General features: G+C 74.0%; 14 protein-coding genes. 10 read left to right on the forward strand and 4 right to left on the reverse strand.

Going from position 1 to position 14585, the window contains the following annotated elements; genetic code table 11:
- Positions 1–4: 4 nt before the first annotated feature.
- Complete coding sequence (locus AB0F10_RS26875; protein ID WP_360630643.1) at positions 5–466, forward strand: hypothetical protein; 462 nt, start codon at positions 5–7, stop codon at positions 464–466.
- A gap of 41 nt (positions 467–507) precedes the next feature.
- Here AB0F10_RS26875 and AB0F10_RS26880 read toward each other — a convergent pair whose 3' ends face one another.
- On the reverse strand, positions 508–1914 hold the full coding sequence (locus AB0F10_RS26880; RefSeq protein ID WP_360630646.1) for a hypothetical protein: 1407 nt from the start codon (positions 1912–1914) through the stop codon (positions 508–510).
- Between the two features lie 102 nt (positions 1915–2016).
- Between AB0F10_RS26880 and AB0F10_RS26885 the strand changes: the two genes are divergently transcribed.
- From AB0F10_RS26885 to AB0F10_RS26910, 6 genes are all read left to right on the forward strand, one after another.
- Positions 2017–3546, forward strand: coding sequence for an RtcB family protein (locus AB0F10_RS26885; RefSeq protein WP_360630649.1), 1530 nt, complete (start codon positions 2017–2019; stop codon positions 3544–3546).
- Positions 3547–3618: 72 nt separating this feature from the next.
- Positions 3619–4857, forward strand: coding sequence for an acyl-CoA dehydrogenase family protein (locus tag AB0F10_RS26890; RefSeq protein WP_360630652.1), 1239 nt, complete (start codon positions 3619–3621; stop codon positions 4855–4857).
- Positions 4854–5591, forward strand: coding sequence for an SDR family oxidoreductase (locus tag AB0F10_RS26895; RefSeq protein ID WP_360630655.1), 738 nt, complete (start codon positions 4854–4856; stop codon positions 5589–5591). Before AB0F10_RS26890 ends, AB0F10_RS26895 begins: the two co-directional genes overlap by 4 nt.
- Positions 5588–6622 (forward strand): phosphotransferase family protein, encoded by a 1035-nt coding sequence (locus AB0F10_RS26900; protein ID WP_360630658.1) that lies wholly within the window; start codon positions 5588–5590, stop codon positions 6620–6622. The genes AB0F10_RS26895 and AB0F10_RS26900 overlap by 4 nt, the downstream gene beginning before the upstream one ends.
- A gap of 2 nt (positions 6623–6624) precedes the next feature.
- Complete coding sequence (locus AB0F10_RS26905) at positions 6625–7338, forward strand: histidine phosphatase family protein (RefSeq protein ID WP_360630661.1); 714 nt, start codon at positions 6625–6627, stop codon at positions 7336–7338.
- A gap of 14 nt (positions 7339–7352) precedes the next feature.
- A complete protein-coding gene (locus tag AB0F10_RS26910) occupies positions 7353–8342 on the forward strand; it encodes an SMP-30/gluconolactonase/LRE family protein (protein ID WP_360630664.1) in 990 nt (329 codons plus the stop codon).
- On the opposite strand, the gene AB0F10_RS26915 is transcribed toward AB0F10_RS26910, so the two are convergent.
- Entirely contained in the window at positions 8246–9355 is a 1110-nt protein-coding gene (locus tag AB0F10_RS26915; protein ID WP_360630667.1) for an AraC family transcriptional regulator, read from the reverse strand. The two genes, AB0F10_RS26910 and AB0F10_RS26915, sit on opposite strands and share 97 nt — an antisense overlap.
- 278 nt (positions 9356–9633) lie before the next feature.
- On the opposite strand from AB0F10_RS26915, the gene AB0F10_RS26920 reads away from it, so the two are divergent.
- A complete protein-coding gene (locus tag AB0F10_RS26920; RefSeq protein WP_360630670.1) occupies positions 9634–10005 on the forward strand; it encodes a hypothetical protein in 372 nt (123 codons plus the stop codon).
- Between the two features lie 76 nt (positions 10006–10081).
- On the opposite strand, the gene AB0F10_RS26925 is transcribed toward AB0F10_RS26920, so the two are convergent.
- Positions 10082–10435, reverse strand: coding sequence for a metalloregulator ArsR/SmtB family transcription factor (locus tag AB0F10_RS26925; RefSeq protein ID WP_360630673.1), 354 nt, complete (start codon positions 10433–10435; stop codon positions 10082–10084).
- A 162-nt stretch (positions 10436–10597) separates the two neighbouring features.
- Positions 10598–11473, reverse strand: coding sequence for a substrate-binding domain-containing protein (locus tag AB0F10_RS26930; protein ID WP_360630676.1), 876 nt, complete (start codon positions 11471–11473; stop codon positions 10598–10600).
- A 104-nt stretch (positions 11474–11577) separates the two neighbouring features.
- Between AB0F10_RS26930 and AB0F10_RS26935 the strand changes: the two genes are divergently transcribed.
- Together AB0F10_RS26935 and AB0F10_RS26940 are read left to right on the forward strand one after the other, a co-directional pair.
- On the forward strand, positions 11578–13743 hold the full coding sequence (locus tag AB0F10_RS26935; RefSeq protein WP_360630679.1) for an alpha-galactosidase: 2166 nt from the start codon (positions 11578–11580) through the stop codon (positions 13741–13743).
- A partial coding sequence (locus AB0F10_RS26940) for an ROK family transcriptional regulator (protein ID WP_360630682.1) occupies positions 13740–14585 on the forward strand: 846 nt, incomplete at its 3' end. The genes AB0F10_RS26935 and AB0F10_RS26940, both read left to right, overlap by 4 nt.

Consider the following 14585-nt stretch of genomic DNA (forward strand, 5'->3'; position numbering starts at 1 on the left):
CATGATGAGTGACGACACCACCCAGGCGGGCGCGGTGCCCCCGGAACCGGAATCGCGGCCCGGCGCTGCGCCGGCCCCCACCCCCACGGCGCCGGAGCCCGCAGCCGCCCCGGCCGCAGCCGCCCCGGCCGCCGGCGCCCCGGCCGCGCCCGCGGGAAACTGGCGGCGGATCCGGCAGACCCGGGTGCCGCTGCTCGCCGCGGGGGCCCTGCTGCTGGCGGGCTGCGTGCTCGGCGCGGGCGGAGCGGCGATCGGCGCCCTCGTGGTGGTGGACCACCACGGCGACCGGATGCACACCGACCGGTACGACCGGTGGCAGGGGCCCGGGCGCGGCGGCCCGGGATGGGGCCCGCAGGGCCCCGGGTTCGGCGGACCGAACGACCGCCACGGGCATCCCCGAGTCGAGCGGCCGCCCGTACCGGGCGCACCGGCGCCGTCGGTCCCGGCGCCGACCGCCTCCTCCTGAACCGCGCGGGCCGGCCGGCCGCCCGGCCGGCCGGCGTGCGGTCAGAAGTCCCGCCACTCGTCGAACCACCGCCCGGCTTCGTCGCCGGGAACACCGGCCCGCTCGGCGAGGTCGAGGAAGGCCTCCGCCGCCTCCTCCCGGTACATCGTGTCGATCATCTGGTAGCGGGCGTCGATGCGGTTCAGCGCCTCGACGAGGCCGCGCAGCGCCCCGGCCGGATCGCGGGCGACGCCACGCAGCGCGGCCGCGTACGCCCGGCAGGCCTGTGCACCGCCGATCTCGTGGCCGTCGGCCCAGTCCCGGAACGGATTGTTCAGGTTCGCGCGCAGCCAGTTTTCGTTCTTCGCGCCGCGAATCGTGACCCGGGCGCCGAACATCGCCTTCAGCTCCCGGGCGACCGGCCGGGCGATCCCGTCGATCTCGACGTGGCGCAGGGCGCTCAGGTGCGCAAGGGTGCCGGCCGTCAGCCCGTACCCGCCGATGAGGTGCAGCCGACGCACGCCGGTGAGCGCCTCCGCGCCGTCGAGCCGGCCCGGGCCGCCGCGCCACTTCACGGTCAGTGACCGCAGCGAAGGCAGCGCGCCGAGCCCGGAGACCGACACCGTGCCGCCGGTCTCGATCCGCACCTCACTGACCCGGCCGAGCCCGGCGGGGATGACCGGCGCCGCGCCGCCGAGGCACAGGCTGATCCAGTGGCCGTCGTCGAGAACGTCGACCGACTCCGGGCCGGCACCGTCGGCGAACACACAGGTCATCGTCGTCGGCGGTAGCCGGAGCCGGCGGACACCTGGCCCGAGGTGGACGTCGGTGAGGGCGGTGGCCGCCAGGTCGACCTCCGCGGGCGGCAGGCGCCAGAACGCCTCGCCGATCAGCGGCCGTTCGGCCAGCGCCGCGCTGAACCCGCGGTCCGGACCGGCCCAGACGACCGCGGTGCTCATGAGAGCGTCGAGCGCTTGCCACGACACGGGACCATTTTCCGGTACACGTACCGGACCAGCGCCGGTCAGGTCGAGGGGGTTCGTGCCGCCCGGGATCGTCGCCGGGCCGGCGCCGAAGTCCACGGCCACCGGCCGGGCCGGCTCCAGGCGGCGGTAGGCGTCCTTCACCTCTGCGGGCAGCAGGTGATCCCAGCGGCGCTGCAGCGCCAGCTGGCAGCCCAGGTGCTCCCAGCCGGAATACGAATCGGTGGCCGTCGGACGGCCACCGGCCACCGGGCCGTTGCCGACCGGGATCAGCTGGTGCGGCGCCGGGCCCGTGACCCGGACGCAGCACGGCCAGGTTCCGTCGTGTGCGTGGTGGCTCGGCAGCATCGGACCCGCCGCGGCGAGGTCGGCGACGCCGGGAAGCTCGTCGCCGTGCCAATCGAGCAGGCAGACCACGCCGTCGCCGGTCACCTGACAGGCGCCGTAGCCGCTGGGCAGTGGCATCGCGTACAGGTCACCGATCATGATGCTCCACGCTAGCGGCCGGAAATCGATGGCCGGGGCGGGGCCCGCGTCCCTAAAGTGGCCTGGCCGCGATCCCTCGCGGGCAGCTCAGAGAGGTCATTCATGCCCCAGCCCAAGCGGCCGGACCGGCGCCTGGTGCGTACCGGCGACTCGTGGCTCACGCTGCCCAATCCGGCCGGCGTGCCGGTGGAGATCTGCGCCGGCCCCGAGGTTCCGATCGAGTCCTCGGCGATCGACGAGCTGCTGACCGTGCTGGAGCTGGCCGGCACGCTCGGCGACCTCGCCGCGGCGACGCCGGGCCTGGAGGTCGAGCCGCGCATCGACCGGGTGGTGTGCACCCCGGACTTCCACAAGGGAGCCGGCATTCCGATCGGCACGGTGCTGAAGACCGTCGGGGCGCTGGTGCCGCAGGCGGTCGGCAACGACATCAACTGCGGAATGCGGGTCGAGGTCACCTCGCTCGGCGTGGATCGGCTCCGGCCGCACCTGGACGCCCTGGAGCGGCGGCTGCGGCACCTGTTCTTCGAGGGCGGCCGCCGGATCGCCCTGACCCCGGCCCACCGGGAGGGCCTGCTCCGTGACGGGCTGCCCGGCCTGATGGCCGAGGGCGTCCCGGCCGGGGCCGAGGGGGCGTGGCGCCAGGCCGGCCCCGACGACACCGCCGGCATCGAGGGGCGGCTGCACGCCGCCGGCTACCCGGTCCCGTCCGCGGACGGGTTCCGGGACTGGATCACCAGCGGCGGCGGTACGAGCTACGACAGCATCATCGGCAGCGTCGGCGGCGGCAACCACTTCGCCGAGCTGCAGTACGTCTCGGCCGTGCACGACGGCCCCGCCGCGTACGCCTGGGGCCTCGCCCCCGGCCGGGTGGTGCTGATGGTGCACAGCGGCTCGCTCACGCTGGGCCACCAGGCCAACGCCACGGGCCGCGACCAGGCCCGCGCCGCCTGGCCGCGCACGGTGCCCATGCCGTCCAACCGGATCCTGCCGATGCTGCTCGACGAGCCCGGCGCGGCGCGGCGCGAGCGCTATCTGACCGCGTTCGCGAACGCGGCGAACTTCGCCGTCGGCAACCGGTTCTTCCTGGCGATGATGCTGCGCGCCGGCCTGGCCGAGGTCGCCGGTGACCTCGGCTCCCGGCTGATCTACGACTCCCCGCACAACCTGCTGTGGCCGGGCGCGGACGGCACGGTGGTGCACCGCAAGGGCGCCACGCCGGCCGGCGGCGTCTGCGACCCCGGGCACCGGACCCCGGACATGTTCGGCGAGCCGGTCATCGTGCCCGGCTCCATGGGCGCGCCCAGCTACCTGTTGCGCGGGCTCGGCAACGCCCGCGCGCTGGGCAGCGCCTGCCACGGCGCGGGTCGCAGCATTCCCCGGGGCGCCACGGCCCGCGGCAGCGACGCGGAGCTGGACGCCTTCCTGCGCGAGTTCCGGGTGGTCACCCCGCTCAACCACCGCGACCCGGCGGTCGCCGGAAGGCGCGACATCATCGAGGCGTGGCGCCGCGACCTCAAGCAGGAGGCGCCGTGGGCGTACAAGGACGTCGGCCCGGTCGTCGACAGCCTGCGCCTGGCCGGGGTCGCCCAGCCCGTCGTCGAGCTGCGGCCGATCCTGACCGTGAAGGGCTGACTTGTCGCGCAAAATCAAATGCTTGTCGTGTCTGATCAAGTCTTGCCGGCCGGCAGCTCATAGCTTGGTCGCATGGATTTCACCCCGTCCGCCCGCGCGGCGGAGCTGACCGAGGCGGTCCGGACCTTCGTACGCGACGAGATCGAACCTGTCGAGCGGGCGCTGCGCCCCGGCGACGGCGACCGCTGGCGCGTACCCGACGAGGTCCGCGAGTTGCGGCGCAGGGCCCGCGCCCAGGGGCTGTGGAACCTGTTCCTGCCCGCCGAGCACGGTGACGACCACGCGCGCCGGCACGGCACCCGCGGCGGCGCCGGCCTGTCGAACGTCGACTACGCGCCGGTGGCCGAGGCGACCGGCTGGTCCCACCTGGCACCGTACGTGTTCAACTGCAACGCCCCGGACACCGGCAACGCCGAGGTGCTGCTGCGCTACGGCTCGGCGCAGCAGCGGGAACGCTGGCTGGAACCGCTGCTGGAGGGGCGGATCCGCAGCGCCTTCGCCATGACCGAACCCGGCGTCGCCTCGTCCGACGCCACGAACATGCAGCTCACCGCGGTCGTCGACGGCGACGAGGTGGTGCTCAACGGCCGCAAGTGGTGGACCACCGGCATCGGCCACCCCGACTGCGCGGTGCTGATCGTGATGGGCCTGACCGACCCGGACGCACACCGGTACGCCCAGCACTCCATGGTCCTGGTGCCCCGCGACGCCCCCGGGCTGAGGGTCGAGCGGATGCTCGACACCATGGGCTTCTACGACGAGCCGTTCGGGCACGGCGAGGTGTCGTTCACCGACGTGCGCGTACCGCTGTCGAATGTCATCGCCGGGCCCGGCCGCGCCTTCGAGATCGCGCAGGGCCGCCTCGGCCCGGGCCGCGTCCACCACGCCATGCGCCTGGTCGGCCTCGCCGAACGCGCCCTGCACCTGGCGTGCGAGCGGGGCCTGTCGCGGGTCGCGTTCGGCAAGCCCCTGGCGAACCTGGGCGGCAACCGGGAACGGATCGCCGAGGCCCGGATCGCCATCAACTCGCTGCGGCTGCTCATCATGCACGCCGCGTGGAAGCTCGACACCGAGGGCCCGGCCGCCTCGTTGTCCGAGGTGAGCCAGATCAAGGTGGCGGCGCCGAACGTCGCTCAGCAGGTCGTCGACTTCGCCATGCAGATGCACGGCGGTGCCGGCCTCTCCAGCGACTTCCCGCTCGCCGCCGCGTGGACCGCGGCCCGGGCGATCCGCCTCGCCGACGGGCCGGACGAGGTGCACCGGGGCGTCATCGCCCGCATCGAACTCGGCCTGCACGGAGCGGCACGATGAGCCGGGGCGTCGTCCTCATCACCGGCGCCAGCGCCGGGCTCGGCGAGGAGATGGCGCGGCAGTTCGCCGCGCTGGGCTACGACCTGGCGCTGTGTGCGCGGCGCACCGACCGGCTGGAGCGCCTGCGGGACGAGCTCACCGGGCGGCGGGTCAGCATCCGCGAACTCGACGTCACCGACGACGCCGCGGTCTTCGCCGTGTTCCGCGAGTTCGCCGCCGAGTTCGGCCGCATCGACCGGGTCGTCGTCAACGCCGGGCTCGGCAAGGGCGCGCCGCTCGGCACCGGCCGGTGGGACGCCAACCGGGCCACCGCGATGGTCAACTTCGTGGGCGCGCTCGCGCAGACCGAGGCCGCCTTGGAGATCTTCCGCGCCCAGCAGCACGGCCACCTCGTCCTGATCTCCTCGATGTCCGCGCTGCGCGGCATGCGCAGGTCGATGACCACGTACGCGGCCACCAAGGCCGGCGTCGCCGCGATCGCCGAGGGCGTGCGCTCCGAACGGATCCGCGGCGTCGACGTCTCGGTGATCTTCCCGGGCTACATCCGCTCGGAGATGAACGCGCACGTGCGGCAGAAGACCCGGTTCATGGTGGACACCCGGACCGGCGTCCGGGCGATGGTCGCCGCGATCGAGAGGCGCCGGGTCAGGGCGTACGTGCCGGCCTGGCCGTGGGTGCCGATCGGCGCCGCGCTGCGCGTCCTGCCCCTGTCGCTGGTCCGGAGGATGGTGTGACCCGTCCGGTACGCGCCGAGGACGCCTTCGACGTTCCCGCGGTAACCGCGTGGCTGGGCCTCGACGCGGCGCCGCGGGTGGAGCAGTTCTCCGGCGGCGCCTCGAACCTGACCTATCTGCTGCGGTACCCGGACCGCGACCTCATCCTGCGGCGCCCGCCCGCGGGCAGCAAGGCGGCGAGCGCCCACGACATGGGCCGCGAATACCGCATCCAGTCCGCGCTGGCGCCCGTCTTCCCGTACGTGCCGGAGATGGTCGCGTACTGCGACGACGAGGCGGTGATCGGCTCGCCGTTCTACGTGATGCGGCGCGTCGCCGGCACCATCCCCCGCAAGGAACTCGGTGTCGACCTGCCGCCCGAGCAGGTGCGGGAACTGTGCACCCGGGTGCTCGACCTGCTGCTCGGCCTGCACGCGGTCGACCCGGCCGCGGCCGGGCTCGCCGATCTGGGCAGGGGCGCCGGATACGTGTCCCGGCAGGTCGACGGCTGGACGAGGCGGTACCGGGCGGCCCGCACCCGCAACGTCGGCTCGTTCGAGAAGGTGATGGGGTGGCTGCGCGACAACCAGCCCGCCGACCGGGGCGCCTGCCTGATCCACAACGACTTCCGCCTCGACAACGTGGTCTTCGACCCGGACGACCAGGCCCGCCCGGTCGCGCTGCTCGACTGGGAGATGGCCACCCTCGGCGACCCGCTGATGGACCTCGGCGGGGCCCTCGCCTACTGGGTGCAGGCCGACGACGGGCCGCTGTTCCGCGCCTTCCGCCGGCAGCCGACCCACACCCCGGGCATGCTGACCCGCCGGGAGGTCGTCGACTACTACCGCACCCGCAGCGGCATCGAGCTCACCGATCGCCAGTGGGCGTTCTACGAGGTGTTCGGGCTGTTCCGGCTGGCCGTGATCGTGCAGCAGATCTATTACCGCTATCACCACCGGCAGACCACGAACCCCGCGTTCCGCCACTACTGGGTAGCCTGCCTCATGCTCGAGTCACGGTGCCGGCGGATCATCCGCCGGGCGGGGAGGTAGCCGTGGGACGGCTGCTGCTGGTCCGGCACGGTCAGGCGTCGTTCGGCGCCGGCGACTACGACGCCCTGTCCGAGTTGGGCGGCGCGCAGGCGCGGGCGCTCGGCGCGTCGTTCGCCCGCCGCGGCCTCCGGCCGGACCTGGTGCTGTGCGGCAAGCTGCGCCGCCACGAGGGCACCGTCGCGGGGCTGCTCGACGGGCTCGGCGGCGACCCGATCCCGGTCTGCGCCGATCCGGGCTGGGACGAGTTCGACTTCCAGCACGTCGTCGAGGTGCACCGGCCGGCCTACCGCGACCGCGCGTACCTGATGGCCGAACTGGCCCGCAGCGACCAGCCGGGCCGGGCCTTCCAGGAGATCTTCGAGGCGGCCACCGGCCGCTGGTGCGCAGGCTTCCACGACGGCGACTACGCCGAGTCGTTCCCCGCCTTCCGCGAGCGGATCATCGCGGTCCTGCAACGCGCCGGCGACCTGCTGCGACAGCACCGTGACATCGTCGCGGTCAGCTCCGGCGGGCCGATCGCGATGGCCGTCGCCCTGCTGACCGCCGGCCCGGGGGCGGAGCCGGCCACCCTCGCCGCGATGTGGACCGCGCTGAACCGGGTCACGGTCAACACCGGCGTCACGAAGCTGGTCTCCGGCCGGAGCGGGCTGTGGATGTCCACCTACAACGAGCACACCCACCTGGAATCCGATCCCCGCCTGCTGACCTACCGCTGAACCTGGAGTCCCGCATGCCCCGCCGCCTCATCAGCCCGCGCCGCTGGACGCCGCCCCGCCTCGCCGACCGCGGCCGGACCGCGCCCCTGCGGGTCCGGCGCCGCCTGCCGACCGGCGGGCACGGCCCGGAGGACGTCGTCTTCGACGCCGCCGGCCGGATCATCACCGGCACCGCCGACGGGCGCATCGTGCGCCTCGACCCGGCCACCGGCGAGCGGACGGTGCTGGCCGAGACCGGCGGGCGCCCGCTGGGGCTGCACGCACGCGCCGACGGCGGCGTCCTGGTCTGCGACCACGACAGGGGCCTGCTCGAGGTACGCCCGGACGGCACCGTCCACGTGCTGGCCGACTCGATCGACGGCGAGCCGATCACCTTCGCCAGCAACGTGGTGCAGGGCGGCGACGGCACCATCTGGTTCACCACCGCGACGAGCCGCTGGAACCTCGACGACCACGTCGGTGACTTCTTCGAGCACTCCGGCACCGGCCGGCTCCTGCGCCGCGACCCCGACGGCACCCTCACCACCCTGGTACCCGGTCTGAAGTTCGGAAACGGCCTGGTCCTGGCCCCCGACGAGTCGCACCTGCTGTTCGCCGAGACGGCTGGTTACCGGATCCGGCGGCACTGGCTGACCGGCCCGGACGCCGGCCGCACCGAGGTGCTCGTCGACAACCTGCCCGGCTTCCCCGACAACATGTACCTCGGCAGCGACGGCCTGCTCTGGGCCGGCATCGTCGCACCGCGCAACCCGCTGCTGGACCGGCTGCTGCCGCTGCCGGGCCTGCTGCGGCTGCTGGTGTGGAACCTGCCCGACGCGGTGCGCCCCAAGGCCGCCGTCGTCGCCTGGATCATGGCGTTCGACCTGGACGGCCGGGCGGTGCACGACCTGCGCACCGACGACGGTTCCTACGGCTTCGTCACCTCGGTCGCCGAGCGCGACGGCACGATCGTGCTCGGCAGCCTGATCGAGGGCGATGTGGCGCTGCTGGACACCCCGCGCTGACCCGGGCCGGTCCGGCCGGCGCGCCGCAGCGCTGACGGGCTCATCCCCCACCAGCGCCGGGCGCAGCGGCTCAGCACCGCCTGCTCGGCGAATCCGAGCAGGCGGCTGACCTGGGCCAGCGGCATGTCCGTGGTCGTCACGTAGCCGCGGGCGCGGGACCGGCGCACGCCGTCGAGGATGGCCGCGTACGACTGGCCCTCGTCGGCGAGTTCGCGTTGCAGGGTGCGCGGATGGGTGGCGAGGAGCCGGGCGACGTCGGCCAGGTCGGTGGGGCCGGTGCCGAGGGCCTGCGCGAGGACCGCGCGCACCCGGGCCGCCACCGCCGTGTCCGGCCCGGGCGCCTGCTGCGACAGGAAGGCCAGGGCCAGGCTGCGCAGCGTCGCGTCGACGCCCTCGAGGGGACGGCCGAGCAGGCTGGCGGGCAGCCGCAGCAGCGCCTCCGGCCGGCCGAAGCGGACCGTCGCGCCGAACGCCTCGGTGTAACGCTCCCGCGGCGCGGTCGGCTGGTGCGGCAGGTCGACCGAGCGCAGCCCGTACCCGCCGCCGGCCAGGAATGTCACCGTCCGGTGCACGAACAGCATGGTCATGTCGGTCGCCTGGGGCAGCGGGCGGACCCCGGCGCCGAACGCGTACCGCAACCCCTTGATCCCGGGTACGCCCTCGGGGTCGTCGATCAGCGACACGTGCAGGTCGCGGGCGTGCACGAACATGTACCGCGAGGTGCACTCGAGCGCGTCGCCGACCGAGGGTGAATTCTGCATGGCCACCGCGAGCGGGCCCAGCAGGCTGAGCTCCTGCACCGAGGCGACCCGCAGGCCGAGGTCCGGGCACCGCAGCGCCACCGCCGCGATCTCCAGCACCGCCGCGAGCGCGGTGTCCTGGATGAGCAGGTCGCCGGTGTCGAGCGCCTCGACGGGCAGGCCCGCCTGCCGGGCGTAGCGCACCGGGTCGCCGCCCAGTTGCCGCACGGTCTCGCGGAACTTCTGCAGACCGGCCGAGCGGACGAGCGACACGATCCACGATATCGCCACCGGCGGCGCGGCCGGCCCGCAGCCCACGCCGTCCTCGTCCGGCGACGTCCGCGGGCGCCTCGAAGCGGCACGGCCTACTTTGCGGCTGTCGAATATGTGTACTCATCTAGGTGTGTACTTGCAAAATCCTTCAAGTCAGAAGCGTCGCAGCATCACTGTGACATCCACGCGCGGCGACCGCCGGACAGTATGTGCGATCAAGTCGGGTCCGGCGGCGCCATCCTCTCCGCACACAGCATCGGAACTCGGAGGAGTCGGGCATGGCAGAGATGGACGTGGCACTCAAGGACGCGATGCAGATCGATGGCGCGATCGGGGCCGCGCTGGTCGACCATTCCAGCGGGATGGCGCTGGGCACGGTGGGCGGCGGCAAGGACCTCGACCTGACGGTCGCCGCCGCCGGCAACACGGACGTCGTGCGCGCGAAGCTGCGGGCGATGGAGATGCTCAACATTACGGAGAAGCTCGAGGACATCCTGATCACGCTCGACAGCCAGTACCACCTGATCCGACCGCTGACCAGCCGGTCCGGCAAGGGACTGTTCCTCTACCTGGCCCTGAACCGGGACCGGGCGAACCTGGCCATGGCCCGTCACCGCCTACGCGTCATCGAGCAGACGCTGGACATGTGACCGCCGGCGTCCGGCTCCTCCACTTCGCGTGCTGGTTACCTCGAACAAGGGCGTTCGGGGCAACCAGCACGTCTTGTCACCGGGAGCCGTTCTCCGAGGCGCTGATCCGGGCCTGCAGCTCGGCCAGCAGCCCGTCGCGGTCGGTCAGGATCTCGCCGAGAATTCGCCGGCCGGCGGCGAGCAGGTCCAGCACCGCGGGCGTGCTGAGCGCGTACATGACGGATCCGCCGTCCCGGAACGAGACCACGATGCCGGCCCGGCGCAGGACAGCCAGTTGCTGCGACATGCTGGACGGTTCGGTGTCGATCTCCGCAAGGAGATCACGAACCGATCGTGGGCCGGGCTGCAGCAGTTCCAGGACCCGGATCCGAACAGGATGCCCGAGAGTACGGAACATCTCGGCCTTGGCCTGGTACAACGGCACTGACACGAACGTCCCCCACCTGGTCGGCCACCGCAGGAACAAACTGGGTCAACGCAGCCGATGCACCGCTTCAGCTGTGCGGCGGTTCTCACAGGCTACACGGACGGCGCGGCGAGACCCGGATGGGCGACAGCGGCCGTGACGCCGATCAGCGCGGGTGCTCACCGGTCAGGCCGCCGGCGCCGGGCCGGTGCTCTCCCGGCCGCGGATGCGGATCGGCGGCCCGGCGTAGTCGCGGGGCGGCTCGCCGCCGAGCGTGGCCACCACCGCCCGGCCCAGGGTGAGCCCGTGTTCGTGCACGTCGATGCTGAGCGCCGACAGCGGCGGCACGGCCAGCTCGCACAGCGGCGAGTCGTCGCAGGCCAGCAGGCTGAGCCGGCCGGGAACCGGCACGCCCGCGCGGATCAGATCGTGCTCGGCGGCCACCGCCATCACGTCGTTGTCGAAGACGATCGCGGTCGGCGGCCGCTCGCCGGCCAGCAGGTCGCGCACGCCGCGCACCCCGTCCTCGGCGCTGTAGTCGCCCTCGACGATGCGCACCCGGATGCCGAGCCGCTCGCCGGCCGACCGCATCGCCTCGGAGCGCTCGGTGGTGTGCACCATGTCGGCCGGGCCGCTGACCCGGCCGATGCTCCGGTGGCCGAGCGAGGCCAGCATGTCGACGGCCGCGGTCATGGCGCCGGCGTCGTCGGTCAGCACCTTGGCGAACGCGCCGTCGGAGTGCCGACCGGCCAGCACGGCGGGCAGGCCGTCGCCGGCGAGCCGCCCCGGGCGCGGGTCGTCGTGCACCACGTTGACCACCACGACCGCCTCGACGGTGCGGTCGCCGGCCCACCGGCGGTAGGTGGCCAGCTCGGCGTCGAGGTCGGGGACGACCACCACGAGCACGGTGATGCCGCGCGGGGCGAGCGCCTCCTCCATGCCGGCGATGAGCTCCATCATGAACGGCTCGACGCCGACCCGGTCGGCCGCGCTGCCGGTGAGCACCAGCCCGATCAGCTGGCCGGCGGGGCCCCGGCCCTCGTGCGGGTCGCTTCGGATCATGGCGGACGGCTCCCGTCGCAACTCGATTGCGGGCGCGGCCCCCGACCCTACATTCTTAAGCAACTGAAGAAGGCCGTCAAACGTCCATCGACTGTGGAGGCCCGATGTCCGACCCGGTGCATCTGAGCGCCGCTGGGGTGAGCGTGGTGCTGGACTGCCGCGGCGCCGCGCTGCCCGCGATCGTGCACTGGGGAGAGTCCCTCGGCGACCTCACTCCCGCACAACTGCGGGACCTGGCGCTGGCCGCCGCGCCACAGCCGATCGGCTTCTCCGTCGACGCCCCGGTGCGGGTCTCGCTGCTGCCCGAGCAGTCGGCCGGCTGGCAGGGCCACCCCGGCCTGGCGGGGCACCGCGACGGCCGGCACTGGTCGAGCGCGTTCGCGGTGACGGCCGTCGAACGCGGCGCCGGCGGGCTGGTGGTCACCGCGGCCGACGAGGCCGCCGCGCTGCGCCTGGTGCTCGAGGTCGAGCTGCACCCGAGCGGCATCCTGCGCACCCGGGCCCGGCTCACCGGCACCGGCCCCGGCGTGTACCGGCTCGAACAGCTCACCCTGTTCCTGCCGGTGCCCGAGGAGACCACCGAGCTGCTCGACTTCACCGGGCACCACCTGCGCGAGCGGTCGCCGCAGCGCACCGCGTTCACGCACGGCCTGCGGGTGCGGGAGAACCGGACCGGCCGCACCGGGTACGACACCGCGCACCTGCTCTGCGCCGGGACGGCCGGGTTCGGCAACCGGCACGGCCGGATCTGGGGCGTGCACACCGCGTTCTCCGGCGGGGCCCGCTCGGTGGCCGAGCGCACGTACCACGGCCGGTCCGCGCTCGGCGGCGGCGAGCTGCTGCTGCCCGGCGAGGTGACGCTCGGCGAGGGCGAGAGCTACCTCGGACCGTGGCTCTACGGGTCGTTCGCCGCCGCCGGGCTGGACGAGCTGTCCGGCCGGTTCCACGCCTTCATGCGCGACCGCCCGCAGCACCCGAGGACGCCCCGGCCCGTCGTGGTGAACACCTGGGAGGCCGTCTACTTCGACCACGACCTGGCCCGGCTCACCCGGCTGGCCGAGGCCGCGGCCGCGGTGGGCGCCGAACGGTTCGTGCTCGACGACGGCTGGTTCGGCTCGCGCCGCGACGACAGCTCGGGCCTCGGCGACTGGTGGGTCTCCCCCGACGTCTGGCCGGACGGGCTCGGCCCGCTCGTCGACGTGGTGCGCGGCCTCGGCATGGAGTTCGGATTGTGGGTGGAGCCCGAGATGGTCAACCCCGACTCCGACCTGGCCCGGGCGCACCCCGACTGGATGATGGCGGCCGGGGACCGGCTCCCCCCGCCCGCCCGCGGCCAGCAGGTGCTCGATCTCGGCAACCCCGAGGCGTACGCGTACGTCCGCGACCGCCTCGACGCGCTGCTGCGGGCGTACGAGATCGCCTGTCTGAAGTGGGACCACAACCGCGACCTGGTCGACGCCGGGCATCCGGCCAGCGGCCGGGCCGGGGTGCACGATCAGACGCACGCCGCCTATCGGCTGCTCGACGACCTGCGCGCCCGGCACCCCGGTGTCGAGATCGAGTCGTGCTCGTCCGGCGGCGGCCGGGTCGACCTGGAGATCCTGCAGCGCACCGACCGGGTGTGGGCCTCCGACTGCATCGACGCGCACGAGCGGGTGGCCATCCAGCGCTGGACCAGCCTGCTGCTGCCGCTCGAACTGATCGGCTCGCACGTGGGCGCGCCGCGGGCGCACACCACCCGCCGGTCGCTCGACCTGGACATGCGGGCCGGCGTCGCGATCTGGGGCCATCTGGGCATCGAGTGGGATCTCACCGCGGCCGGGCCGGCCGAGCTGGACCGGCTGGCCCGCTGGGTGGCGTTCTACAAGGAGGTGCGCGGCCTGCTGCACACCGGCACGCTCGTGCACGGCGACCTGGCCGACCCCGCCTACCACCTGACCGGGGTGGTCTCGGCCGATCGCGGCGACGCCCTGTTCGCGGTGATCGCCACCGCCACCAGCGCGTCCTACCCGCCCGGCCGGGCCGGCCTTCCCGGCCTCGACCCGGACCGGACCTACCGGGTACGCCCGCAGCCGCCCGGTGACATTCCCGACGGCAACGCGGCGGCGTGGGGCGCTGGGCTACCCTGGTGCTCGCCGCAGGGGGTCCGGCTGCCGGGTCGCGCGCTGGCCGCGTCCGGCCTGCGGTTGCCCGTGCTGTATCCCGATCGCGTCATGCTCGTGCGAGCCACGGCCGCGGACGAACCGTCTGTCAAGGTGGTAACCGAGTGAGAGAAGCAGCCGGGTCACGCCGCGGGCGGCCGGGTGCCCGGGAGAGCATCATCGACGCGATCCGCGCGTCCGAGCCGCTCAGCCGGGTCGAGCTGGCCACCATGACCGGCCTCACCGAGGCCGCCGTGTCGATGACCGTGCGCCGGCTGATCGAGGAAGGCCTGATCGTCGAGACCGGGCGCACGCCCACCACCGGCAAGCCCCGCACGCTGCTGCGCCTCGACCCGGGCGCGCGGATCGCGGTCGGCATCTACCTCGACGAGCTGACCACCACGCTGGTGCTGACCGGCCAGACCGGCGGCATCCTCTCCCGGCTGGCCCGCCCGGCGGCCGCCTCGAGCGACCCGGACACGCTGCTGCGCGACCTGGTCGCCGACGTCAACGTGCTGCTGGACGGCTCGGGCGTCGACCCGGCCCGCTGCCTGGGCGCCGGCGTGGTGTGGCCGGGCCCGCACAGCCGCCCGATGGACGGCCCCGCCCGGCTGCACGGCTGGCGCGGTGACGAGCTGGGCCGCCGGCTCGCCGAGGCGACCGGCTGGCCGGTGCTGGTGGAGAACGACGCCACGGCCGCCGCGGTCGGCGAATACTGGGTGGCCCGGGTCGGCCCGGAGCAGGCGTTCGCGGCGCTCTACATGGGCACGAGCCTCGGCGCCGGCGTGCTGCTCGACGGCCGCGCCATGCGCGGCGGCCGGGGCAACGCGGGCGAGTTCGGCCACCTCTGCCTGCAGATCGACGGCCCCGAGTGCTGGTGCGGGGCCCGCGGCTGCCTGGAGGCGCTGGCCGGCCCGCGCGCGGTGGTGACGGCCGCGACCGCCGACCCGGCGGCGGCCGCCGAGGCGGGC

It is taken from the genome of Actinoplanes sp. NPDC026623, from assembly GCF_040638275.1.
Lineage (GTDB): Bacteria > Actinomycetota > Actinomycetes > Mycobacteriales > Micromonosporaceae > Actinoplanes.

Bases quoted from the DNA above. Each gene is read 5' to 3' on its own strand.
- AB0F10_RS26875 (WP_360630643.1), top strand. From the start codon at position 5: ATGAGTGACGACACCACCCAGGCGGGCGCGGTGCCCCCGGAACCGGAA.
- AB0F10_RS26880 (WP_360630646.1), bottom strand. From the start codon at position 1,914: ATGATCGGTGACCTGTACGCGATGCCACTGCCCAGCGGCTACGGCGCC.
- AB0F10_RS26885 (WP_360630649.1), top strand. From the start codon at position 2,017: ATGCCCCAGCCCAAGCGGCCGGACCGGCGCCTGGTGCGTACCGGCGAC.
- AB0F10_RS26890 (WP_360630652.1), top strand. From the start codon at position 3,619: ATGGATTTCACCCCGTCCGCCCGCGCGGCGGAGCTGACCGAGGCGGTC.
- AB0F10_RS26895 (WP_360630655.1), top strand. From the start codon at position 4,854: ATGAGCCGGGGCGTCGTCCTCATCACCGGCGCCAGCGCCGGGCTCGGC.
- AB0F10_RS26910 (WP_360630664.1), top strand. From the start codon at position 7,353: ATGCCCCGCCGCCTCATCAGCCCGCGCCGCTGGACGCCGCCCCGCCTC.
- AB0F10_RS26920 (WP_360630670.1), top strand. From the start codon at position 9,634: ATGGCAGAGATGGACGTGGCACTCAAGGACGCGATGCAGATCGATGGC.
- AB0F10_RS26930 (WP_360630676.1), bottom strand. From the start codon at position 11,473: ATGATCCGAAGCGACCCGCACGAGGGCCGGGGCCCCGCCGGCCAGCTG.
- AB0F10_RS26935 (WP_360630679.1), top strand. From the start codon at position 11,578: ATGTCCGACCCGGTGCATCTGAGCGCCGCTGGGGTGAGCGTGGTGCTG.